Source organism: Nitrospinota bacterium (assembly GCA_016208975.1).
Taxonomy (GTDB): domain Bacteria; phylum Nitrospinota_A; class UBA7883; order UBA7883; family JACRLM01; genus JACQXA01.
Map to the genome: position 1 here is coordinate 62,611 of JACQXA010000001.1, position 22,674 is coordinate 85,284.

Here is a 22,674-nt window from a genome sequence, read left to right on the forward strand (position 1 = left end):
GGGAAGGAGCGCGTTTCACCATTTTCACAGGAACGGCGGGAAATCATGATTAGCGCCCGGCTCCGCTGATCCTGTAAACCTGCATTTCCTCCGCAAGACCCTTTATCGTGGCTTTGCCGGGTTCAACTTTCATGGCCGTGAGCAGTGCCCCCACGCCGGGGTATTCATACACATCCGACGTTATGTAAACCTCATCGCCTCCGGCCAGTTCCTGAACCCTGGAGGCTATGTTCACCGTTTGGCCGAAATAGTCCAGCCGTTCGTTCAGGTTCACCACGATGGAGGCTCCTTTGTGGATACCGATCTTCAGGATGATGTCAGTCTTATTCCCAGACTGGTTCATTTTGGCCACTTCTTCCCGCATCTCCAGCGCCGCTTTCATGGCGTCCACCGGATTCATGAAACTGCCCATCACCGCGTCCCCGATGGTTTTCACGATGGCTCCGTGATTGCCTGCCACCACCTTTCCGAGGATGTCGAAATGCTGGCGAACAAGGGAAAAAGCGTTAAGGTCGCCAATCCTGTCATAAAGGGAGGTGGAGCCCTTCAGGTCGGTGAATACGATGGAGATGTCTTTCACACCCAGGCCTTCAGTGCCTTTCACCACATCGTAATGGAACAGGTCGTGGAACGATTGCGTGGTCAGAAGCCGCTTGCCGGAAAGGTATGGCGTGAAGCTGATGGTGAAATCCTCGGCGTACCGAGTGGGGAAATTTAGCAGGGTTATCAGCCCTTTCCTGCCAGACTGGTTGTAAAAATCGAATTCAGTCTCCCCGGAGCTCAAGGTTCCGGCGCTTAAGGTGATCGCCGAGCCGTTGAGTTTTACGCCAAGAGAGCCGCTTCCGCCCCCTGGCTGGCCGCTCACGGGTATGCCAGCGCCGGTATGGTTCAGGAAATCGCTTATCACAAGGTAGCCTTCCGTAAGCTCCCTGGTTATCTTTTTCTCCTCGCCATTCTGGATGTAAGCGTGGAACTTCATGAAAGGGATTGCGCCATCTATCCATCTTCTTCCGTCCCGTATCACGCCTTCCCTGCTGAAACGATAGAGGGTCAGGTAATCCAGCGGGGACAAGGAATCCGGATGGTGGCAGGTTATCTCCCGGACTTGGGGCGACACGGTGAAGCTTATCATTATGTAGTCGTCCAGGGATGCCTCGGAGTCCACATTGCACACTTCGCAATGGCTGTGGGAGTCTAAAGCCTTTAGGGAGCTGAAGCTTTCCAGCACGCTGGTGCAACCGGGGCACAACACATGCCAGTTCATTTGAAACAGACCCTCCACGGCGCCGTGCAGGAAAAAGTCTATTGATTCGTTTTCCTCGATTCCTTTTTCCTTTGCGAACAGGATGGGATTGATCCGGAAAAGCGCCTCATCGGTGGCGTTGCGGATCATGTTTTCCATTTTGGAGACAACCCGGGGGCTCCATTGCCTGGCCTTTTCAATGGATGCCAGCTTGCCGTCCAGAAGGGGCTCGTTTAACTTAACGCCGGTATCAAACATAGGGTTTAACTCCTGATGTATCGACCCAGTCATCGGCGGTTGTTTGCCAGTAACATCATGGCGGAACGCTTCGCCTTATCAGTTAATATATTGCCGATGGATAAGCCTTGTCCATGTTAATGATGTCCACTGCCTTTCAGGAGCAAAGCCTAATTTATGTTGATGCGTATTTTCTTTCGCGGGATTCTCCAGTTTCAAAACATGGCGGATAAAAAAAATGGAGAGAAATGTTTAGCAGGAAATACATGCACCGGGGTGAAAAGCATTTGACTAAAAATAGTGAAAGTCTTATATATTAAACAAGTATAGACCAAGTCTAATTTCTTCCTGGAAGGAGGATGTTTATGAAACTGGAAGGCTCCAAGACCCATCAAAACCTGAAAGACGCGTTCGCCGGGGAATCGCAGGCGAATCGCCGCTATTTATATTTCGCCGGTAAAGCGGACGTGGAAGGGTTCAACGACATATCGGCGGTTTTCCGTTCCACCGCCGAGGGTGAGACCGGCCATGCCCACGGGCATCTTAATTTTCTTAAAGAAGTGGGCGACCCTGTAACAGGGCTTCCCATAGGGGCCACGGCGGACAATCTAAAATCAGCCATCGCCGGGGAAACATATGAGTACACCGACATGTATCCTGGTATGGCAAAAACCGCCAGGGACGAGGGTTTTAAAGAAGTGTCCGACTGGCTGGAAACCCTGGCCAAGGCCGAGCGGTCGCACGCCAACCGGTTCCAGAAAGCTCTCGACAGCATGGGCAAATAGATACGCGTGATAGGCGTGGATTAGATCCGCCCCGGCAATAGCCTGCAAAAGGGCGGGAAAAGGAGGGATTCGTTTTTTGAAAAAGGCGCATATGAGAAAGATCAACCGGGAGGATCTTTTTAGTCTCGAAAAATACGAGGAGATCCGCCCCTCGTTTCGTGAGAGGGTGATGGAGCATAAAGCCAGCCGCCGGGTGCCTGTGGGGCCCAGCGCCACGCTTTATTTCGAGGACAGGCTCACCATCCACTATCAAATCCAGGAAATGCTTCGGGCCGAACGCATATTCGACCAGGCTGGGATTGAGGGGGAATTGTCGGCCTATAACCCGCTGATACCAGATGGGGCCAACTGGAAAGCCACCTTCATGATTGAGTATGACGACCCGGCCCAGCGCCGCGCGGAGCTTGCCCGGCTGGTGGGGATAGAGCGGAGGGTATGGGTTATGGTGGAGGGGTTTAATAAAGTATTCGCCATCGCCGATGAGGATCTGGAACGCTCCACCCCCGAGAAAACCGCGGCGGTGCATTTCCTGCGGTTCGAGCTTTCCGGGGAAATGGTGGACGCGATAAAACAAGGCGCCAGCGTTACCTGCGGCATAGACCACCCGCTTTACCGTTACGAGGCCCAGGCGCCGGAGCATAGCTGTAAATCGTTGGCGCTGGATTTGGACTGACCGGAAAGGTTTGCGGTATCAATCCGCTGCGGGCAGTGTGAAAATGAATTTGCTCCCTCTGCCTGGCTCCGATTCGGCCCAAATTTCACCACCGTGACGGTCTATTATCTTTTTGCAGATGGCAAGGCCTATGCCGGTGCCATCGTATTTTGTCATCCCATGAAGCCGTTTGAAGGGTGAAAATATCTGGTCGAGATACTTCGGCTCTATTCCCATGCCATTGTCCTCTATCGTTACCTGGTAAGAATCTCCCAAGCGGTCTGCGGTTATGTTGATAACCGGAACCGCCTGGCCGCGGAACTTGATGGCATTTCCGATAAGGTTCGTGACGAGTATCCTTACGCTGTTGGAGTCGGCCATCACGAATGGCAGGCCTTTCCATTCTATTTTTGCCCCCGTTTCCCTCACCAGCCCTTCAAGGTCTCCAACGGCCTCCCTGATGATCTCGTTTAAGTCCACGCGGGTTATCTGCCGCTCCAGCCGTCCGGTTCTCGAAAGCTGGCGAAGGTCTTCGATCTGTTTTTTCATCCGGTCCGACGATAGAAGGATGAAGTTGAGGTCCTCCCTGGCTCTTTTGGATATGTCCTCTCCCAAATCCCCCTTCAGAAGCTGGCAGTAATTGGATACCGTCCGTAACGGTTCCAGCAGGTCGTGGCTTGCGATGTAAGTGAATTCCTCCAGCTCCTTGTTCATCCTCTCCAGCTTGCGCGCGTGGCTTCTAACCGTCTCTTCGGCGCGTTTCCGCTCCGTGATGTCCCTGGCTATGGCGATGATAATCAGCTTCCCGTCATCCTGGGTCAGCGAGCTGAGCCGCAATTCCACGTCGAACCGGCTACCATCCTTTCGATGATGTACAGTTGTTATCTCGCTGGCCGCCCCATGGCCTTCGATAACCTTGTAAAAAATAGACTGCAACTGCTCTTCAGAATACTCGGGCATCACGTCCTGAGGGCCCATTAGCAACAGTTCCTCCGCGTAATAGCCCAGCACATTAACGGCGCTCTTGTTGAAATCCACAAAACGCATGATGGCGGGGTTTATCAGGAAAACACAGTCGGGGGAAGTGTCCATGGCGGCTCTGAACCTTTTCAAGTCCAGAACCGCGTGATTGCGGTCGTCCAGGATCCTGCTTGTGTAGGTTTCATTGACCCTGGCCAGATCCAGCGCCTTGCCGAAGTTGTTGAGTATCGGCTGGAACACCTGGGTTATCGGCAGGTCGGTCACCGGTTTTTCGGGGGAGAACAACAGGAACAGGCTATTCTCCGGCACTGGCAGACGCAGGGCCACTGTGAATCGTTTATGGATTGGTAATTTGATATCCCACAGAGCGTTATCCTCAATAAGCGCCGCCGGGCCGGCAACAAGGGATTGGGGCAGGGTGAACACTTGCCCTTTCAGAACCGCCAGTTCCGGAGAGCAGATTACGGCTTCCAGTAAATATTTCCGGCCGGGATCGGAATTGTTGCTGGCCCTTTCAATCCTTTCAGGTATGGCAGATAAAAACATGCCGCAGGGAAAAGAGGTGTGGTACATAAGCCGCTGGAGTGTTTTCTCAATTAGCGGTTGGGCATGGGTGGCTCCGCCGGTGAGGAGGGCCATTTCATAAAGGATTGTCAGTATATGCTCTCTGTTCATAAATTGTCCCAGGAGGCGCACACTATCGTTCCGTTATGGAAAAGGGGATAACCTCCCTGGATAGAGCTTCCTATTTCACCAAGAGATAACGCTCCGGCGATGCGCGCCGGGGACAGGCGCTCCGACAGAGCCCCTAACTCGTTCTCCGCGGCCGCCCCAAGATGGAGCCGCCGTCCCGCGCAGTAGAAAGTAAGCACGAAATTCCGGTATTTGTTTTTCAGCCGGTCAGTCAAGGCGTCCACAGTGGCCGTTGATCCGCTTTCCGGGGCGGCAAGCAGGGTCAGAATGGCGTTTTCCGGTATCTCTCCCACGCAAAATAAAGACCCATCCTCTTCCAGCGCCACGGGAATGCGAACTAAAACCTCGTCGTCGGCCCGGATGATGCCGAAGGGGAAATGAACACCCATCTGGTAGAAATTCTCTTTCGTCACCTCCACGCCATACCGGGATTGCGCCATCCGGGCGTACACCTCGAAGGCTGGTTTCCAGTCTATATTGATAATGCGGTTGCCGCTGGTGGATGTGGCGGTGATCATCTCTTCCGGCATTATGTATCCGTGCTCCAGGCTGGCCCCTTCGTGGTCCGGCAGGATTAGCGCAAGTAGAGCGTCACCGGTGAATTCTTTCTCCGTAAATACGCAAGGCATGGGCTGGAAAGTTTCGCTCCCGGCGTTAACGCCCATATAGCTGACCATGTCCGCCAGTTTGAAATAAAGTGAATCCAGGATGGTGGCGATGGTGGGTATCATGGCGTCAATGATTAGAAAAAGGGTGTCTTTTCGCCCTTTTTGACCGCTGGCCGTCACGAACCCGGCAAGTTCTTCAATGGAAGAGTCCAGCGCATTACCGTGTTTGGACAACCCTTTCAAGACAATGTGCGCGGGCATCCGTTTGAGGAGCGAAATAAGAATGCCCCGTTTCTTGAATGCGCCGTCCACAACAAGTTCCGGGAATACAGCCCCGGCTAGTGGTATGCCTAGATCGCTAAAGATTTTCTGGAGGCCAGGAACGGCGTCCTTTTCCGCCTCACAAGCCAGCGCCAAAACGCCCATTTGAGGATTGTCACGCCGCCATGAGATGAGAATTTCGTTAAGGTCGGCGTAATCCACGGATTCGAGATAGACGAACTTATCCACTTCCATATGGTGTCCCCCTCACCGAAATTCAGGCCGGAGCTACCCTGCCGCAAAGCCCTATGTTTATGATTCATTTTACCTTTGAATTACTGGCGCTTAACCATAATTTTTCCTGCCTCTTCTAAATAAGCCAGGAATCGTTTAAAATCCCTGATAGGGATGTATTGAAGATAACTTTATTCCGGATTGGCCATGTCATCAGAAAAATGGACGGAAAATGGCGGGGCGCTCTCCCGGATTTTCAAATTTGGCGCATATCTGGATGGGGTGGAGTTCGCCAGAAAAGTGGCGGTGATAGCCGATAAACAGGACCACCATCCCGATATCACGATCGGATACCGGAAAGTCACCGTAACCGCCACCACCCACGATAAAGGCAACACGGTGACGGAAAAAGACTGGAGCCTGGCCCAGGCCATAGATGAAATTGGCGCCGATTGACATTGGTTTTTTCGGTAGTGACTCAGTTTGAAAGTACAGGGGAGATTCTTCACTTACGCTCAGAATGACAATATAAAAGCCGTTGATAACATTGTCATCCTGAGCGAAGCGCAAGCGGAGTGAAGGATCTGTCTATTATTTGAGATTCAAACTGAGACACCACCCGAAATTGGCGCCGATTGACATTGGTTTTTACCTGCCTCTTCTAAATAAGCCCGGAATCATTTAAAATTCCCTATTCAGCTTAATTGGAGATCAATTTGTTCCGGATTGGCCATGGGTTTGACGCGCACAGGCTGGTTGAAGGCCGCAGGCTTGTGATTGGCGGGGTGGAACTGGACTTTCCCCTGGGTCTTCTGGGCCATTCGGACGCCGATGCGCTGGTCCACGCCGTTTGCGACGCTTTGCTTGGCGCCTCGGCGCTGGGGGATATAGGAAAGCTGTTTCCAGACAGTGACGCTAAATACAAAGGGATCTCAAGCATCGCCCTTCTTGAAGAAGTGTCTGGCAGATTGCGCAAAGCCGGATTTTCGATAATGAATGTGGACACCACCATCGCCGCCGAGGCCCCCAAAATGGCGCCTCATTCAGACAAGATGCGCGAAAACCTCGCCAAGGCCATGGGTATCGAGCCGGGCCAGGTGTCCATTAAAGCCACCACCACCGAAAAACTCGGGTTCACCGGCCGGGGTGAAGGCATCGCCGCGTGGGCCGTGGCCCTGATCACTTCGACCAAGTGAACGCGACAAGAGTAAGGTTCGCCCCAAGCCCCACCGGCTCCTTGCACATGGGGAACCTGCGCACGGCGTTGTTCAACTGGCTTTTCGCCAGGAAAACGGGGGGCAAGTTCATCCTTCGAATAGAGGATACAGACGTTTCCCGCTCTTCCGCCGAAGCGGAGGTGGAGTTGATGGAGACGCTGAAAACCCTGGGGCTGGATTGGGACGAGGGCCCGGACATCGGCGGCCCCTTTGCCCCCTACCGGCAAAGTGAAAGGGTTGGGCTGTATCAGAAAGCCGTGGAGCGGTTACTGGCCGTTGGGAAAGCCTATCCATGCTTTTGCCAGGTTGACGAGCTGGAAGCGGAGCGGGCTGGGCAGATTGCCTCTAAAAAACCGCCACGGTATTCGGGAAAATGCGCCAACCTTACCCCGGCCGAACAGACCGCCCTTGCCAAAACCATAAAACCTGTTTACAGGTTCCGGGTGGACAAGGATGTATTGGGGTTTGAAGACGGTGTGCGCGGCAAAATAATGTTCAACACCGCCGATTTCGGCGATTTCATATTGCTCCGCTCCAACGGAACGCCTTCATACCATCTGGCCTCGGCGCTGGACGATGTGGAGATGGGGATTACCGATGTTATCCGGGGGGAGGACCATCTTTCCAACACGGCGAAACATCTTCTTATCATGCGGGCGCTGGGCGCCCAGCCGCCACGGTATTACCACTTGTCCATAATTCTGGATAGCGCGGGCAAAAAGCTTTCCAAACGGGCCGGTGGAACCAACGTGAAATCTCTGCTGGATCAGGGTTATCTGCCATCGGCGATAAACACCTCTGTCGCCATGTTGGGCTGGTCCGGCGTTTCTGGCGCCGAGGCGGAGCCGCTTTTGAAACTGGCGGAGATGTTCGATATTGGCGCCGTATCCCGGGCCCCGGCGCATTTTGATTTAAAACGGCTGGACCATATAAACTCCCGCGCCATGAAAAAACTTTCCCCCGGGGAAAAAGTGGCGGCCCTAAAACCGGCGCTGGCCTGGGCGGGGTTTCCGTTCGATAAGTTTTCAAGTGACGTTTTGGAGAAAATAATAGTGGCCGTGGCCGACACAATAAACGCCCCTGGCGAGGCTCCGGAAATTGCCATGCAGTTCATCAAAAGGCTGGAGCCGGACGATTCGGCCATGCAGGCCCTTCAAATGCCCTCCGCGGGGGATGTGATATCGGCGTTGAGGGAGGCCGTCTCCGCTGTAACCGACCCGCAGGAAATGATAGACTCCGCCATGGGCAAAAGCGGGGCCAAGGGTAAGAATTTTTTCTGGCCCGCACGCGCCGCGCTCACCGGCAGGGTGGCGGGCCCCAACTTGAAAGAGCTGTTGGCGGCCATGGGGCCGGCCGAAATAAAAGACCGTCTGGAAAAGATATCAACACCACGGAGCTGACATGGCCCTGCGCGTTTACAACACATTGACCCGGAAAAAAGAGCTGTTCGAGCCCATCACGGCCCCGAAAGTGGGGATGTACGTTTGCGGCGTAACGGTTTACGACTTGTGCCACATAGGCCACGCCCGCGCCGGAATAGTGTTTGACGTGGTTTACCGCTACCTGAAGTTCCGTGGGTATGACGTTTATTATGTGCGCAACATCACCGACATAGACGACAAGATTATAAACCGGGCCAACGAGCGCGGCTTGAACTGGGCCGACGTGGCGGAAAAATACACCGTGGAGTTCCATGCCGATATGGACGCGCTGGGCCTGCTTCGCCCCAACGAAGAGCCTAAGGCCACGGGCCATCTGGCGGAGATGTTCGAGATTATAGCGACGCTGGTTGAGAAGGGGCATGCCTACCCCTCTGAAGGATCTGTGTATTTCGCCGTCCGCAGTTTTAATGGTTACGGAAAACTTTCTGGAAAAGACCTGGAGGATTTATTAGCGGGCGCCCGGGTGGATGTGGACGAAACCAAACGCGATCCGCTGGACTTCGCCCTGTGGAAAGCCGCCAAACCCGGCGAGCCGTCTTGGGATTCCCCCTGGGGGCCGGGCAGGCCGGGGTGGCATATAGAATGCTCCGCCATGGGCCGCAAATACCTGGGCGACTCTTTCGACATCCATGGCGGCGGCAAAGACCTGGTGTTCCCGCATCACGAGAATGAGATAGCCCAGTCCGAGGCTTCTTCCGGCCAGCAACCGGCGCAATATTGGATACATAACGGGTTCGTCACCGTGAACTCAGAAAAAATGTCCAAATCGCTGGGCAACTTCTTCACCATTAAAGACCTGCTTGGCCTTTATAACCCCGAGGCGGTGCGGCTGTTCCTGCTTTCCAGCCATTACCGGAGCCCCATAGATTTCGCCGACGTGTTCGTGGCCGAGGCGTACAAGAACCTGGCCCGGTTCTACGAGCTGTTGGCCTTCGCCGGGGAACTGGGTGAAGTGGCGGAGCAATCCCCCGCGCCGCAAGGTGTAAGAGAGCAGTTCATTGAAGTGATGGATGACGATTTCAACACCGCCCAGGCGCTGGCCGTTATGAACAACGAGTTAAGAAGGGTCAACCAGCTTCGCGCGGAAATGGGCAAGCTGAAAAAGAAATCCCCGGAGTTTAAAAAAGCCGCCGGTGAGGTTGTGGCCGGGGCCATGGCAATAAAAGAGCTGGGCGGGGCGTTGGGGCTGTTCCAGCAAGAACCGGAAAAGTTCCTGAGCCTTGCTAAAACTGAAAAACTGAAAGAGGCGGGCCTTACCGGAGAGATGGTGACGCAAATGATCAAGTCCCGGACTGACGCGCGTCAAAATAAGGACTATAAAGAGTCCGACAGGATTCGCGACGAGCTGGCCTCTAAAGGTGTGCTGTTGCACGATACACCCGAGGGCACCGGCTGGTCGGTGAAATTCGAATAGCAAAATGAAACGCCATCATCACCGCCCGGGCAGGGATAAGGAGATAATCTTCGGCGTCAACCCTGTTATGGAGGCCCTTCGCGCGGGCAAGCGTAAATTCCACCGGCTGTATGTAAAAGGTGGTTTTAAACCCGGCGGCCCGGCGGACATTTTGATAGAAATGGCCAGGGAGAAGGGAGTCCCCACCGTCACCAACACCGGCGAGGAGCTTAACAGGCTAACCGATTCTGACGGCCATCAGGGAGTGGCGGCGCTGGTGTCCCCCTATGAATATGAAAAGCTGGACGACGCCATCGAACGGTTACGCTCCAAACCATTCCCCACGCTTATAGCGTTGGACAGTGTGCAGGACCCGCGAAATTTCGGCGCCATTATCCGTTCCGCCGAAGCCTTCGGCGTGGATGGGATTATTTTCCCGCAAGACAGGGCCTCCACTTACACACCCACCGCCGCAAAAGCTTCCGCCGGGGCCGGGGAGCGGATGAACCTTATTAAGGTGGTGAACCTGGCGGAGACCATCCGGAAAATTTCGGACGAAGGCTACCATTGCGTGGCGCTGGAGGAAGACGCGGAAGAAAATTTCGATAAAGCCCCGGAAGGGCCGTTTGTAATGGTGTTCGGCGGCGAAGGGGTGGGGGTGCGGCCATTGGTAAAAACCCGGTGCGGGCATGTGGCGAAGATACCCATGAAAGGGGAGATAGGCTCGCTGAACGTATCCGTTGCGGCGGCCATCGCCCTTTACATCGCTTCGTTACGCTAGGGGTAGGCAGTGTCCTGATTTGATTTTAAGGAACGCGCCTTCTATACCCTTTCACCTGATGGGGAGGGGTTTTGGGAGAGTGTTATATTCCTGATTCTTACCCATAGCCACCTACTCACCGCTTCCCCGGGGTTGCCCGACCCCGGTTCCTAATTCTTCACCACTCTTCGATGGAAAGGGTCTGGGGGATTTCCGCATTTGCCAAGTATCCCCTCCAGCGGTTAAAATTAACATTTATGGACACTTCGGCGGTTAAATGAAACAGTCTAATAAACCATCCATACGCCGGTGGCTAATGGCCGGGCTTGCCATAACCCTTATGGGGGCGTTTTTCGCGTTCGGCCCGCAGGCCTGCTCCACATCCTCCACAGCGCAAGAGCCGGGGGACACCACGCCCACGGAGGAGTTTTGCGGCTGGTCCACCGAAGGGTATTGCGAGAGCGATATGGATTGCGTGGTTAGCGGATGTTCTTCCGAGGTGTGCCAGTCCACCAGGGAAAGCGAATATAACACCATTTGCCAATGGCGGGATTGTTACGATCCGGAGCCGTACCAATTGCATTGCGGATGCGTAAACAGCGCCTGCCAATGGGGTAATGGCAGTACGTAAATGGAAACCACGGCGATAGACATAAAGAAATTGCAGGGGGAAATCCGCCGCCTTCTGAATCAGCGAAAAGCCGTTCTGCTGGCCCATAACTACCAGCGGGACGAGATTCAGGAGATAGCCGACCTTGGCGGTGACTCGCTGGAGCTTTCCCGCAAAGCCGCCACCACGGACGCCGAGGTGATAGTTTTCTGCGGGGTGCATTTCATGGCGGAAACCGCCGCCATTTTATCGCCGCGCAAAACCGTGCTTCTGCCGCGTATGGAGGCCGGTTGCCCCATGGCGGACATGATAACCGCCGATAAGCTCAGGAAGAAAAAAGAGGAGCTCGGGCCAAACGTGCCTGTGGTTACCTATGTTAACTCCACCGCCGACGTAAAGGCGGAGTCGGACATTTGCTGTACATCCGCCAACGCCGTGAGGGTGGTGAACTCGTTGCCGCAGGAGCGGGTGTTGATGACGCCGGACATGAACCTGGCCAAATACGTCCAAAGGAACACCACGAAAAAAATAGAGTGGTGGAAGGGCTTCTGCCCAACCCATCACCTGCTGAAACCGGAAACGGTGATAGCGCTAAAAGTGAAATACCCCAACGCCAAAGTGGCGGCCCATCCCGAATGCGCCCCGGAAATACTGGATCTGGCCGATCACGTCTGCTCCACCTCCGGCATGTACGCTTACGCTCAAAAGGAGAGTGCCCGGCAGTTCATAATCTGCACCGAAAGCGGCATCCTGTACCGGCTAAGGAAAGAAAACCCGGAGAAAGAATTTATTCTGGCATCCGAAGACCTAATGTGCCCCAACATGAAAGTCACAACCCTCGAGGACGTTTACGAGGCGCTGGTGGAGATGAAACACGTTATAACCGTGCCGGAAGATATCAGCGCCAAGGCCAAACAGGCGCTGGATAAAATGCTGGCGGTTTAAGGACCTTACGGTGTCATCCCCGGCCAAGCGACAGCGTGAGCCTGGATAAGGGCATATAATGGAAGGCCCGGATGCCGGGTCAAGCCCGGCATGACCATGTCCGGCCTCTTGTCATGGTGAGCCAGTCGAACCGTGACTAATGAACTCCTTGATCCTTCGGCAGACTTGGGGTGACCCGTCACCGGGAAGGTTCGAAGGTTATTTCCGGCCCATTTTGCAAGTGTTGATCCCCAACAACTGGTAAGGAGGGCACCAGCCCAACGCGCCGGTGACAATCGGTATTATCCCAAGCCAGCCCCAGGCGGTTTGAGGGCCCACGAAAACCAGCGAAATAAGCGCAAGACCCACAACAACCCTTACGCCCCGCTCGATAGGGTGAATGTTCGTTAACATGACTAATTCTCCATGACGGTTTGATTAATTCCTGAAATAAGGAAATTACTACCCTCTCTCATTAGATACCGGACCGGGCCGGGAGATTCAACCGGAATTGGTTAACGTTCGGTGGCGATGGTGGCTATTTGCGGGTTTTTGCTGGTCAATGTGGGCATGTACCGGGCCGGATCCACCGGTTTGCGGTCTATCCTCAGCTCGAAATGGCAATGGTAACCCGTGGCCCTGCCGGTGCGGCCAACGCCAGCCACCGTTTCGCCCTGTTTTACCTCTTGCCCTTCGGCCACCATGTTTTCGTCGTTATGGGCGTAAACCGATATGGTGCGCCGGTCATGCTTTAAAATGACGATCTTCCCGTAACCTGCCGGGCCCCATCCGGCGTATATCACTTTACCGTCGGCAATGGCCATTATTGGCTCACCTTTGGGCGCCCGCAGGTCTATCCCGTCATGTTTGGATTCATGCCGGATGCCGAAATGCGAACCTATGGAGACTGACCGCAAGGGCCATATGAATTTCCCTTCCATAACGGGGTAATAAACTTCTTCAACACCCTCGTCTTTCATGGCCAGCGTGGGCCTGTTTTCTACCGCTCGTTTATTGCCGGGGGTTATGACAAGCCTTGCGCCGACATCAAGTGACCGCGCATCGGATATCCCGTTTTGGCCCTTCAACGTCTGCACGGAAATGCCATAACGCTTGGCGATGCTGTAAAGGGTGTCGCCCCGTTTCACCACATGGTATTTGGCGGTTCTATTCGAGGTGAAAAGGCCGCCGGTTTCGCTGTCTCCCCGGTTGTACACATTTTTGGAAATATCCGCCCGTTCGGCGCAAGAGGCCATGAACAGGCCCGATATGACCAGCGCAAGGGTGATAAGGCGTTTAGTCATCACCTCAACGAAGCCCAAGACGGTTAAACACGTTTTCCACAGCCTCCCCAGGGGTTGCGCAGGGCATAACGCCCTTAACGCCGCTCCATGCGCCCAGCGCCGCCACCGGTTTTCCCAGTTTCAGCGCCACGGCTATCTCAGACAAAGTCCCATACTCCCCATCCACTGCCACAAGACCCATGGCGGTGTGGGCGATTATCACGTTTCGCCCGTGCCCCATGTTGGTGATTACGGGAACACGCACATATTGGTTCATCCCCCGCGTATCCGCGCCGGGCAGAACGCCTATCACCAGTCCGCCTGCTTCCGATGCGCCTTTGGAGGCGGCTTCCATCACGCCACCCAGGCCGCCGCAAACCAGCGCGGCGCCCCGTTGCGCCAGCAATTTACCAATCTCGTAAGCTTTTTCCGCTGTATCCGGGCCGCAAAAAGAGGCCCCGATAACACCGATGATAAGCGAAGGCTCCGGCGGGCCGTTCACAGGTCTTTCATAACCTTAAGGCCCAACCTTTTTTTAATCTGGTAGTACCGTTCTTTTAAAACATGCTCATGGGCTTCCTCATCCTGCGCCAGCCGTTGGAACATTTTCTTTGCTTCCTCGTCCACAGCCAGTTCGTATCCGCGAAGATACCGGGCGCGGGAGCTTTTTTCCTCTTCAATGGCTTCTTCGAGGATATCCAGCAATAATTCCTCTACCGGCCTTTTGCTCTTGTCGCCCATGGTTTGTCAGGATATTAACAAATGGCTATATATTAACATTAATTATCCGAGAATTATCATACTTTCGACATGGGGTCGAATAGTTTCTGATATTCCTCCATGGCATGTTTATCGGTCATCCCGGCTATATAGTCGCAGATCAAACGGTTTTTGTCTTCGCTGTCCAGGTGGCGGCTTACCTGGGGAGGCAAAATTTCCGGCCTCCGGTGATATTTCTCGAATAGTCCGGTTACGATGTTGTACGCCTTCTCCTCCATACGGATCACCCGGTAATGGCTGTACATGCGCTCCTTCAGGAACTTTTTCAGCTCCATGTGGGCGCTTCGCATCCCTGGCGTAAAATCCACCGTAATGGCGGGGGCTTTCCGGGTATCATCCGGGGAGGATATTTTCATCCGCTCCACGTTATTTAGCGTGGCGGCAAGAACATCTGTCACCTGCGCGTTGATGATACTTCTTATAACGTAATGCCGGGCCAACCGGGGGGACATGTTCGGCACACGCTGGGCCGCCTCGTGAAACCTGCGCCATAAAGGAACCTCGTCCAGCGACTCCTGGATCAGAAGACCGGAAGCTATACCGTCGTCCAGGTCGTGGCTGTTATAGGCTATGGAATCGGCCAGGTCCACAAGCTGGGCCTCCATAGCGGGGAACTTGAAACCGTTGAACTCCTCAAACTCCGGATTGGCCGGGCGTTTGGAATGTTTGGCGATGGCCTCGCGGCTTTCCCATGTAAGGTTTATCCCGCGAAAATGGGGATACCGGTTCTCGATATGGTCCACTATGCGCAGGGCATGGGCGTTATGCTCAAACCCGCCGTTGTGTTTCATCAGCGTGTCCAGCGCCCGCTCGCCGGAATGGCCGAAGGGCGGGTGCCCCAGATCGTGGGAGAGGGCGATTGCCTCGCAAAGGTCTTCGTTCAGTTTTAGCGCCCGAGCCATGCTCCGGGCTATCTGCGCCACCTCGATGGTGTGGGTCAGGCGGGTGCGGTAATAATCCCCCTCGTGATAAACGAAAACCTGGGTTTTATACTCCAGCCTGCGGAAGGCGGAGCTGTGGATCACCCTGTCGCGGTCGCGCATGTAGCGGGTGCGGAACGGGTGTTCTTCCTCGGCGTGGCGCCGGCCACGGCTTTCCGCGCTTTTAGAGGCGTAAACCGCCAGCCCCGGTTCAACAGACTCTTGCCCGCTCATGCGCTCTGTTTATACCTCAGTTGAAACGGTTATCCGAAAATCTCCGGGGGCAGAATCAGCCTTTCCACCGGCTTGCCCTGGATGAAATGGTTCTCGAAAATCTCGGCCACGTCCGCTTCGGTCACATTGCCGTACCACACGTTTTCAGGGTAAACCACCACCAGCGGGCCGTTTTGGCACGGGCCCATGCAAGAGCGGGCGCCGGTAACCATCACCTTGTCGTACATGTTTTTCTGGTTGAGAAGGTCGGCGAATTTCTGCCACACGCCCATGGCGTTTTTCTGGGCGCAACTTCCCCTGGGGTGCCCCTCGGGCCGCTGGTTTACACAAATGAAAACGTGATACTTCGGTTTCGGCATATCTCTCCAACTCCATACCGTTGATTATTTCTTTAAATGACATACCGCCAAGCCTTCATGGCGGTTTATATAAAGTCCAGAAAGTATAAAACATGGGGGCGTGAAAGTATAGGCATCATAGCAGGGGGTGGTGTCTCAGTTTGGATCTCAAATAATAGACAGATCCTTCACTTCGCTTGCGCTTCGCTCAGGATGACAATGCGATCAACGGCTTTTATATTGTCATTATGAGCGTAAGTGAAGAATCTCCCCCTGTACTTTCAAACTGAGACACTGCCTGGCAGGGGCGCCCCTGTTGTCGCCCTTCTTTTGTTTACCGCTTCACCGTGGTCGCCGACCACGGTTCCTTCATTTTAACCAGTCATTGATGTGATGGTCTGGGGAGGGAGAAGAATTGAAATTATCAACATTGAGCCGTCTACGGGAAAGCGAGCAAATGTCAATTACGAGAATCGTGGCGCTGATTACAAATAACCCCACTTCCTCATGAGGGTTTCCAGCTCCGAGTCCAGCTTGGCTCCCTCGGCTTGATCGGCCCGCCACTTGCGGAACGGTATGTTCACTATGTAAACGCCGTCTTTTTTCATCCGCTCGTCGGCCAGCCGTTCCGGGTCGCCCAGGAAGAAATGCTCTTTCCCGGCGGTCACGGTTACAGGGCCGGCAGGGGCGGGGAGCGCCATGGAACCCAGGTTTACGCTACCTTCCGCCAGCGGATTGCCATCGCCGTCCATGGTTTTTATAGTTACAGGGGCGTTGAACGGCTCCACCTCGAAGAATATACGCACATGGCTACCGATTCCTTTGAGATTTACAACGCGCCTGTTGGTTGCGCTTTCATCCACTGCGGTTTTCAAATTAGGGTTGCCTTCCGCCGGGGCTGTTTCCAGAAACACAAACCTGCCGGTGGTGGATATGTCCAGCCGGATACTCTTTAGCTTGTCCACCCCCCGGGCTGTAATCTTGTGGATGTTTATATGCTCGGGATATTCACTGTCGAACCGCTCACGCAACTTAACGGTCAATTCGGTATTGGTTTGGGATAGGTCTTGGGTTTCAGCGGGATCGGCGTTGATGTCGTAAACTTCCTCACGCACGGAACGGGGTTTTTTTAAAGCCCCATCCAAAGTTCGCGGCATTTCCAGCCCGCGCCGGAGATATTTAAAACCGTCCGGCGTTACCATGCTCCACACTTGCTCACCTTCGGCGGTAAGGATCCGGGTTTTCAAACCCTCCGGGGCGTCGCCGCCTTTCATGATGGGGGCCAGGCTTTGGCCGTCCCACTTTACTTTAGTGTTCAGGCCAGCCAAATCCGCAAGCGTTGGAGCCAAATCAAAAAGCCCGGCCTGGGCGTTGCTGGTCAAACCGCGCTTTGCGTCAGTGGCGCCATTAATGATCAACGGAACCCTGATCTCTTCTTCGTAAAGGGTATGGGTGTGGGTGGCTGTGATAAGTTCATAATCCCCCTTGGGATGCGCCTTGAACGCGCCGTTACGATAAATCACAATGCCATGGTCGGCCGTTACCACAATTATGGAGTTTTTCGACAACCCCAGCTTGTCCAGCGCCGTAAGGAATTTGCCAAGATAATCGTCGGCATAGGCCGCCACGCCCCGGAACATCATGGCCTGGGGATTGAGTAGATATCGGGACTGCGTAGTTAGCCCGCGCAGGAAATATTTCACCGGCGGGCGGAAAGGGCTGTGGGCGGTGTTAAGCGTGAACATCATGAAGAACCGCTCGTCCCGGTGGACTTTAAGCCATCTTATGCCTTCGGTGGTGACAAACTCCGTGTCGAAAGGCTGGCGCTGTATGTCTATGGCCTCATCGAATCCCAAATGAAGCCCTACGGGCCCGCCATCGTAAACGAAGGGGTTGTTCCCAACAGAGATGGTGGTGTAACCGTTTTTCCGGAACTCCTCCGCCAGCGAAGGGATGGAACGCCGGTTATAAACGGCTTTTTCCTCTTTCAGATAACTCCACCGGTCGGCGTATCCGAACTTGGGAACCACCGTTCCGGTGAAAATGGAAGCGAACGACCCGCGTGACCAGTTTCCGTGGGACCGGACGTTGTTAAAATTCACCCCATCCGCCGCCAGCCTGTCCATGTTAGGCGTAAGGCCAGCCACTTCCGGATTGTTGGCGCCTACAAAATCCGCCCGCAAAGTGTCCAATACCACCACAATTACGTTCGGCTTGCCGTTATGCGCTGGAGTGTAAATCCGCGGCAGGCCGATAAAACCGTGGGACAGGGAGTTATCCGCGGATTTGGCTGTGAAAGTGAGGGTAACCTTTTTACCGGCGAAATGGGCCAGGCTAACCTCGTGTTCGTGCCATTTACCGTTCCACCAGCCGGAATCTATCTTGATAAATTTAATAAAAGAGCGGTAAAGCTCATCGTTTTCGCTCCAGGGGAATTTTGGCTCCGGCCCGCGCCGGTCATTGAACAACGTTTGTTTATTTCCCGCCGCATCCTGGGCAGTCAAAGTAAAAGTCACAGGCGCCAGCTCTTTTTCGTTGAGTCTGCTTAGTATTGAGCTTGAGAAACGAAGCGTGGCGCCTTCGGGAATTTCGAGGGTGTATGAAACTTCCGCCGGGGTAGGCATGTATAGGGCGTTCATCTGCCGCAGGAACATGGCGTGTTTGCCCTGGGTCATGCTGACGGCGGTTTTAGCGTTATTCGCAAGTTTGGCGAAGGGGTATTCGGCGAAAAAATCCACTCCGCCCAACGCTCCCAATCCCACGGGAAGGCTGGGAGCCCACACCTTGGCGTTGTCCAGTTCGAAGAGGAGGTCCTTATAAACTGTCAATGGCTGTTTTGGCGAAGTGTCCGCGTCTTTCAAAACCTCCAGCGGATCGTCCACCCTGGCGGGGTTCGGCAAGGCGAATATCATGTAGAAAGCGAACCACCCCGTGAATACCACCAGAAATGTAATCGCCAGCGCCTTGGCCAGGCGGCGGGCGAGGCGGGGAATGGTCACCATGAATAATCCCGCCGGTCGAACAGATAGCCCTGGTATTCCTTGGTGGAATTTTCCGGCCGGGCCACCTCATTCAGCTTGCCCATCATTTTGCGCAGGGCCTCGGGATTCTCTTTGGAAATGTCATGTTGCTCCTCCGGGTCATTCCCCAAGTCATAAAGCTCCGTCACCACCCCGTTTTCGGTGGGCATCACTATCAACTTGTGGGCGCCGTCGGAAACGGCCCGGTGTTTGGCCATCACCACCAGCGGCTGATAACGCTTCTTTAACGCAACTTCGTTCCGCCAGTCCGGATCCACCTCGCAAAGCTGTGTGATGCCGGGATAATGTATCCGCGAATTCTGGAAGAAGAATGGTCCCTCGTCCACATACCACAGGCCGGACTCGGTGTAAGTTAGCCGGTGGCCGGTCTCGGCGCCGCTGATAAAGGGCAGGACCGATTTCCCTTCCGCGTGGAACTTGTCGTACCCGGCAAGCTCGGCCATGGTGGGGGCCAGGTCAATCATCCTGGTCTGGTAATCCACCTTCACTCCTTTGTTTTTTAGCCAGGGGGCGTGGATTACCACCGGCACGGTAATGGCGTGGGGCCCTCGCAAATGGTTGCCGTGGCCTATCTCGGCCCGGTATTCGAAGAAGTTCTCCCCATGGTCGCCGGTGACGATTATAGCGGTGTCTTCGCCGTAACCCATGGCGGCCAATGTTTCTCTCAGTCTGCCTATCTGCTCGTCGGTGGCGCGCAGGCCGCCGTCGAACAGGTCTATCACCTGCTGGACGTCGGCGGGGGTGTCGTTATCGTTTTTCATCAACAGGTTCTTTTTCTGGAACCTGTAATTGCCGCGATATGCCGGGTCGGCATACTGCCGGTAATATGGCCCCGGCGCGGCATATGGCATGTGCGTGGCGGAATAGAATATCGCCAGGAAAAACGGTTTCTCCCCCCGGAACGAGCGCAGGGTTTTAATGGCCTTGTCCGTAAGCGCCGCAGGGTCGCAATTATAAGAAAGTTCCCGGATGGAAGGGAAAAGCGTGTGCCCCAGCGGATTGTTGAAAAATGCCAGCGCCGCCGGATGTATCTCCAGGTTGCGCATTTTCACCACTTCGTCGAAGGTCAGGTCCGGCGTGTCCACCGTTTGGAACCCGAAATCTATCCGGGGGAAAATGTCCCCGGCGAAATCGGATACCACCGCTGTTTGCCACCCGTCCTGGGCCAGGATTTTAGGCAGGGGAGGGTGGACGAGCCTTCTTTGTTCCGCCGTTGGGAACATGTGGCGCACACCATGACTCATGGGGTAAACCCCCGTCATCATGGAGACCCAACTGGGGAACGTGCGGGGCAGGTCCACAATGTTTTTCGTGAACAGGGCCCCTTCCCGCGCCAAATCGTCTATTTCCGGCGTGGTGTCCCTTTTGTATCCATTGCTGGTAAGGTGATCGGCCCGCAAAGAATCCAGAACGATCAATACTACGTTCCGCTTTTGGGAATGAGGCGTCTGGGCCGGGATGGCCCCGGCGATTTCCCATAACAGGAACACCGCCACCGCCGAAACCGTGGCCGCCGCCCGTTTCTTTGAAAACGTCACCCATTGCGTGATGGATACGGCTGGAGCTAGCGCAAGACCTGCGATCAATGTGTATAAAGCCCAATCGGCCCAGGCAGGCTCAATATATGCCGTTGGGGAGAACACAATTTCCCTCAGCCACGGTTTGCCATCCAGGAACGGCCCGTCGTAAAACTGGGGCTGGTGTAGCAGTGTCTTGAACTGCGCCGAGACGAAAATAAGAATGGGCGCGCCGAGGGTTGCTATCCAGCCGCCGCCGAACTTGCGGGCATAAAGGCCCCCAAGCAGGCCGCTAATGCCGCCAATAGCTACGAAAACAGCCAAAATGTATATCTGGTAACCGATGTTGAACCAGAAATAGTTGGACTCCACAAAATCCTGCAGAGTCTTGTCCGTCTCGCCCATAACCTCAAAACCGGAATAGGCGCCGATTTCCAGCAGGAACCACGCGGCGAATATAAGCCCGCCCGCCAGGATGGCGCGTTTGAGGGATGGGCTTTTTCCCGGTTTAAAAGGAATGTTCACGGTTTAATCAGTCGGCGAAAATTTCTTCCAGCGCGGGCATCTTGTGGATGGTTATCTTCTTTCCGTCCACCGAGATCACCCCGTCTTCCCGCAATTTTTTCAGGCTCCGTTCCACCACTTCGAAAGAGGTGCCAATAATCTCGGCCATGTCTTTTCTTGTCATGTTCAGCGTTAAAGCCACTCCGCCGGGAGTGGTTACGCCCATATCGGCTGAAAGTTTGGACAACAACCGGGCCAGGCGTTTTTCCACGGGTTGCACGGCGATGGAGCCCAGGTTGGCGGTAAGCTCCCTAAGTTTTGCGCCAAGCCCCACTATCATCATTACAGGCACTTCCGGCGCTTTCCTGAAAAGCTCCAGGAACGTTTCGGAAGGAATGGCGGCCGCCGTCACCTCATCCATGGCCACGCAGGAGGCTGGGTATGGCTTGCTGTCCACCGCCGCCACTTCCGCCACCATCTGCCCCGGGCCGAATATGCCCATGATTGCGTTTTTTCCGCTGGCGAATTCTTTAACTATCTTTACGCTACCTTTCACTACCAGGTAAACCTTGTGGGCGTCCTCACCCTCATGGAACAGGTAGTCTCCCTTGGTGTAATTCCTGATTGCCATCCGGGACGCCAGCCACGAAGCGGTTTCATCGGAAAGTTTTGAAAACAGCCGTATCTTCTTAAGTTGTTCGTTCATTATTCAAAGGTTCGTTTAGAATAACTTTTAAGTTTATCAGCTTTATGATTTTCATCATAGGGGATGATTACCGGATGATTTATGTTCAAATTGTACTGGTTTATTCGATGTTGAAAGGTTTGGAATGGACAAGAACGCGAAACTGTTTATAAAGGCCTCCATAATTTACCTTGGGCTGGGCGTTTTCATGGGGTTTCATCTGGCGGTTTTCGAACACGCCAGGGCGGAGCTACGGTTCGTCCACGTCCACATGATGTTGCTGGGGTTCTTGTCCATGATGATATACGGCGTGGCCTATCACATCCTTCCCCGGTTCAACGCCAGGCCTGTGCCTTACCCCGCGCTTATCCCCGTCCATTTCTGGCTGGCCAACATCGGGCTTTGGACAATGTCCGCGTTTTACATCATGGGCGGGTACTGGACGGGAGGCATGCCAAGAGCATTGTTCGGCGCGGCCGGGGCGCTGGAGGGTATCGCCATTTTCATATTCATCGTGAACATCTGGGGGGTTCTGAAGGAAGAAGACGCGCCCGCCGAGGCGGAAAAGTTCCCGGTGACCCCCACGCCAAGTCCCACTACCCCGACAGCCCCATCAGGCGGGGAGCCGGTAAAAGTGGGCCCTTCCATGAAAATAGGGGACATTCTGGATAAATGGCCCCATCTGGAAGAGATATTTAACCAGCACGGGCTGGACAGCGTGGCCAATCCATCGGCCCGCGCCACCGTTGGCAAGATGATTACCCTGGAAATGGCCGCAAAGAAGGCTGGCGTGGGATTATTCAATCTCATCGCCGCGTTGGAGGGGAAAAAACTTGTAACAGGTTCAGATGAGGATGCGCAGGCTCCGGCGCATCCGCAGGGTTATCTCAAGCTGGGCGCCCAGATTGAACGGGGAAGCCTGGCCCACGCCAAAACGCAGATAGGCAACCTGCTGGAGGTCTATCCGGAAGTGAAGCCCGTGTTCGAGAGCAATTACGGCTCCGCATGTTTCACCTGCCCAGGCCAGAAGACGGAAACGGTGGAGCAGACAGCCATGATGCACAACATGCCTGTTGAGAAAATCCTTGACGAAATAAATGGCATTATCCAGAATGTAATATAGCGGCTGAAATTATAGCCGGTTCTCATCAAACAAAGGATGGACAACATGAAACGCGGAAATAACGCCGATTGCGCCGCTGTAAATAGCGGGTCAGCGGGTTTTTTGCGTTTTACCCAACCCCAATTCCGCAAAAAGCCCCAACAAGGCGCAAAGGCGCGCGCCCAACAAGCGGCGCGGGCCTAACCGGCGGCTTCGAAAGCCATACCGGT

Annotated in this window: 22 protein-coding genes; 10 read left to right on the forward strand and 12 right to left on the reverse strand. The window is 54.5% G+C overall.

What is annotated here, in order from left to right; translation table 11 throughout:
• Positions 1-49: 49 nt before the first annotated feature.
• A complete protein-coding gene (locus tag HY751_00270) occupies positions 50-1,501 on the reverse strand; it encodes an adenylate/guanylate cyclase domain-containing protein (protein ID MBI4664820.1) in 1,452 nt (483 codons plus the stop codon).
• Positions 1,502-1,845: 344 nt separating this feature from the next.
• On the opposite strand from HY751_00270, the gene HY751_00275 reads away from it, so the two are divergent.
• The gene (locus HY751_00275) at positions 1,846-2,265 is read left to right on the forward strand and encodes a rubrerythrin (GenBank protein MBI4664821.1); all 420 of its coding nucleotides are present in this window, start codon (positions 1,846-1,848) and stop codon (positions 2,263-2,265) included.
• A gap of 91 nt (positions 2,266-2,356) precedes the next feature.
• Complete coding sequence (locus HY751_00280; protein ID MBI4664822.1) at positions 2,357-2,938, forward strand: DUF3501 family protein; 582 nt, start codon at positions 2,357-2,359, stop codon at positions 2,936-2,938.
• Between the two features lie 18 nt (positions 2,939-2,956).
• Here HY751_00280 and HY751_00285 read toward each other — a convergent pair whose 3' ends face one another.
• Together HY751_00285 and HY751_00290 are read right to left on the reverse strand one after the other, a co-directional pair.
• A complete protein-coding gene (locus HY751_00285) occupies positions 2,957-4,573 on the reverse strand; it encodes a PAS domain S-box protein (protein MBI4664823.1) in 1,617 nt (538 codons plus the stop codon).
• Complete coding sequence (locus HY751_00290; GenBank protein ID MBI4664824.1) at positions 4,570-5,715, reverse strand: FIST C-terminal domain-containing protein; 1,146 nt, start codon at positions 5,713-5,715, stop codon at positions 4,570-4,572. The genes HY751_00285 and HY751_00290 overlap by 4 nt, the downstream gene beginning before the upstream one ends.
• Positions 5,716-5,901: 186 nt before the next feature.
• Here HY751_00290 and HY751_00295 point away from each other — a divergent pair, with 186 nt between their 5' ends.
• The 7 genes from HY751_00295 (at position 5,902) to nadA (ending at position 12,061) form a co-directional block, all read left to right on the forward strand.
• Positions 5,902-6,150 (forward strand): 4a-hydroxytetrahydrobiopterin dehydratase, encoded by a 249-nt coding sequence (locus HY751_00295; GenBank protein ID MBI4664825.1) that lies wholly within the window; start codon positions 5,902-5,904, stop codon positions 6,148-6,150.
• A 260-nt stretch (positions 6,151-6,410) separates the two neighbouring features.
• Positions 6,411-6,890: a 2-C-methyl-D-erythritol 2,4-cyclodiphosphate synthase gene (locus tag HY751_00300; GenBank protein MBI4664826.1), complete on the forward strand. Its 480-nt coding sequence runs from the start codon at positions 6,411-6,413 to the stop codon at positions 6,888-6,890.
• Positions 6,887-8,311, forward strand: a complete 1,425-nt coding sequence (locus HY751_00305) for a glutamate--tRNA ligase (protein ID MBI4664827.1) — start codon at positions 6,887-6,889, stop codon at positions 8,309-8,311. The genes HY751_00300 and HY751_00305 overlap by 4 nt, the downstream gene beginning before the upstream one ends.
• 1 nt (position 8,312) lies before the next feature.
• The gene (locus tag HY751_00310) at positions 8,313-9,767 is read left to right on the forward strand and encodes a cysteine--tRNA ligase (protein MBI4664828.1); all 1,455 of its coding nucleotides are present in this window, start codon (positions 8,313-8,315) and stop codon (positions 9,765-9,767) included.
• A gap of 4 nt (positions 9,768-9,771) precedes the next feature.
• On the forward strand, positions 9,772-10,527 hold the full coding sequence (gene rlmB / locus HY751_00315) for a 23S rRNA (guanosine(2251)-2'-O)-methyltransferase RlmB (GenBank protein MBI4664829.1): 756 nt from the start codon (positions 9,772-9,774) through the stop codon (positions 10,525-10,527).
• Between the two features lie 256 nt (positions 10,528-10,783).
• Complete coding sequence (locus HY751_00320) at positions 10,784-11,137, forward strand: eight-cysteine-cluster domain-containing protein (protein MBI4664830.1); 354 nt, start codon at positions 10,784-10,786, stop codon at positions 11,135-11,137.
• Positions 11,138-12,061 (forward strand): quinolinate synthase NadA, encoded by a 924-nt coding sequence (gene nadA / locus HY751_00325; GenBank protein MBI4664831.1) that lies wholly within the window; start codon positions 11,138-11,140, stop codon positions 12,059-12,061. It abuts the gene before it with no gap.
• Positions 12,062-12,259: 198 nt separating this feature from the next.
• Here the strand turns inward: nadA and HY751_00330 are convergent, their stop codons facing one another.
• The 9 genes from HY751_00330 to HY751_00370 form a co-directional block, all read right to left on the reverse strand.
• Entirely contained in the window at positions 12,260-12,454 is a 195-nt protein-coding gene (locus HY751_00330; protein ID MBI4664832.1) for a DUF2892 domain-containing protein, read from the reverse strand.
• Between the two features lie 101 nt (positions 12,455-12,555).
• Positions 12,556-13,344 carry a M23 family metallopeptidase gene (locus HY751_00335; GenBank protein MBI4664833.1) on the reverse strand — a complete coding sequence of 263 codons (789 nt, stop codon included), beginning with the start codon at positions 13,342-13,344 and terminating at the stop codon, positions 12,556-12,558.
• A gap of 4 nt (positions 13,345-13,348) precedes the next feature.
• Positions 13,349-13,798, reverse strand: a complete 450-nt coding sequence (locus HY751_00340; protein MBI4664834.1) for a TIGR00725 family protein — start codon at positions 13,796-13,798, stop codon at positions 13,349-13,351.
• Positions 13,799-13,821: 23 nt separating this feature from the next.
• Complete coding sequence (locus HY751_00345; protein MBI4664835.1) at positions 13,822-14,064, reverse strand: rubrerythrin; 243 nt, start codon at positions 14,062-14,064, stop codon at positions 13,822-13,824.
• Between the two features lie 56 nt (positions 14,065-14,120).
• The gene (locus HY751_00350) at positions 14,121-15,257 is read right to left on the reverse strand and encodes a deoxyguanosinetriphosphate triphosphohydrolase (protein MBI4664836.1); all 1,137 of its coding nucleotides are present in this window, start codon (positions 15,255-15,257) and stop codon (positions 14,121-14,123) included.
• A 29-nt stretch (positions 15,258-15,286) separates the two neighbouring features.
• Entirely contained in the window at positions 15,287-15,616 is a 330-nt protein-coding gene (locus HY751_00355; protein ID MBI4664837.1) for a (2Fe-2S) ferredoxin domain-containing protein, read from the reverse strand.
• Between the two features lie 464 nt (positions 15,617-16,080).
• Positions 16,081-18,597, reverse strand: coding sequence for a sulfatase (locus HY751_00360; GenBank protein MBI4664838.1), 2,517 nt, complete (start codon positions 18,595-18,597; stop codon positions 16,081-16,083).
• Positions 18,591-20,678 (reverse strand): sulfatase, encoded by a 2,088-nt coding sequence (locus HY751_00365; protein MBI4664839.1) that lies wholly within the window; start codon positions 20,676-20,678, stop codon positions 18,591-18,593. The genes HY751_00360 and HY751_00365 overlap by 7 nt, the downstream gene beginning before the upstream one ends.
• Before the next feature lie 7 nt (positions 20,679-20,685).
• On the reverse strand, positions 20,686-21,363 hold the full coding sequence (locus HY751_00370) for a Crp/Fnr family transcriptional regulator (protein ID MBI4664840.1): 678 nt from the start codon (positions 21,361-21,363) through the stop codon (positions 20,686-20,688).
• Between the two features lie 124 nt (positions 21,364-21,487).
• Here HY751_00370 and HY751_00375 point away from each other — a divergent pair, with 124 nt between their 5' ends.
• Positions 21,488-22,465 carry a DUF1858 domain-containing protein gene (locus HY751_00375; protein MBI4664841.1) on the forward strand — a complete coding sequence of 326 codons (978 nt, stop codon included), beginning with the start codon at positions 21,488-21,490 and terminating at the stop codon, positions 22,463-22,465.
• The last annotated feature ends 209 nt before the right edge of the window (positions 22,466-22,674 follow it).

Excerpts from the sequence above, each read along its gene's own strand:
- HY751_00370 (MBI4664840.1), bottom strand. The coding sequence starts at position 21,363 with ATGAACGAACAACTTAAGAAGATACGGCTGTTTTCAAAACTTTCCGAT.
- HY751_00320 (MBI4664830.1), top strand. The coding sequence starts at position 10,784 with ATGAAACAGTCTAATAAACCATCCATACGCCGGTGGCTAATGGCCGGG.
- rlmB (MBI4664829.1), top strand. The coding sequence starts at position 9,772 with ATGAAACGCCATCATCACCGCCCGGGCAGGGATAAGGAGATAATCTTC.
- HY751_00350 (MBI4664836.1), bottom strand. The coding sequence starts at position 15,257 with ATGAGCGGGCAAGAGTCTGTTGAACCGGGGCTGGCGGTTTACGCCTCT.
- nadA (MBI4664831.1), top strand. The coding sequence starts at position 11,138 with ATGGAAACCACGGCGATAGACATAAAGAAATTGCAGGGGGAAATCCGC.
- HY751_00330 (MBI4664832.1), bottom strand. The coding sequence starts at position 12,454 with ATGTTAACGAACATTCACCCTATCGAGCGGGGCGTAAGGGTTGTTGTG.
- HY751_00345 (MBI4664835.1), bottom strand. The coding sequence starts at position 14,064 with ATGGGCGACAAGAGCAAAAGGCCGGTAGAGGAATTATTGCTGGATATC.
- HY751_00335 (MBI4664833.1), bottom strand. The coding sequence starts at position 13,344 with ATGACTAAACGCCTTATCACCCTTGCGCTGGTCATATCGGGCCTGTTC.
- HY751_00295 (MBI4664825.1), top strand. The coding sequence starts at position 5,902 with ATGTCATCAGAAAAATGGACGGAAAATGGCGGGGCGCTCTCCCGGATT.
- HY751_00360 (MBI4664838.1), bottom strand. The coding sequence starts at position 18,597 with ATGGTGACCATTCCCCGCCTCGCCCGCCGCCTGGCCAAGGCGCTGGCG.
- HY751_00290 (MBI4664824.1), bottom strand. The coding sequence starts at position 5,715 with ATGGAAGTGGATAAGTTCGTCTATCTCGAATCCGTGGATTACGCCGAC.
- HY751_00275 (MBI4664821.1), top strand. The coding sequence starts at position 1,846 with ATGAAACTGGAAGGCTCCAAGACCCATCAAAACCTGAAAGACGCGTTC.
- HY751_00310 (MBI4664828.1), top strand. The coding sequence starts at position 8,313 with ATGGCCCTGCGCGTTTACAACACATTGACCCGGAAAAAAGAGCTGTTC.
- HY751_00270 (MBI4664820.1), bottom strand. The coding sequence starts at position 1,501 with ATGTTTGATACCGGCGTTAAGTTAAACGAGCCCCTTCTGGACGGCAAG.
- HY751_00355 (MBI4664837.1), bottom strand. The coding sequence starts at position 15,616 with ATGCCGAAACCGAAGTATCACGTTTTCATTTGTGTAAACCAGCGGCCC.
- HY751_00375 (MBI4664841.1), top strand. The coding sequence starts at position 21,488 with ATGGACAAGAACGCGAAACTGTTTATAAAGGCCTCCATAATTTACCTT.
- HY751_00285 (MBI4664823.1), bottom strand. The coding sequence starts at position 4,573 with ATGAACAGAGAGCATATACTGACAATCCTTTATGAAATGGCCCTCCTC.
- HY751_00280 (MBI4664822.1), top strand. The coding sequence starts at position 2,357 with ATGAGAAAGATCAACCGGGAGGATCTTTTTAGTCTCGAAAAATACGAG.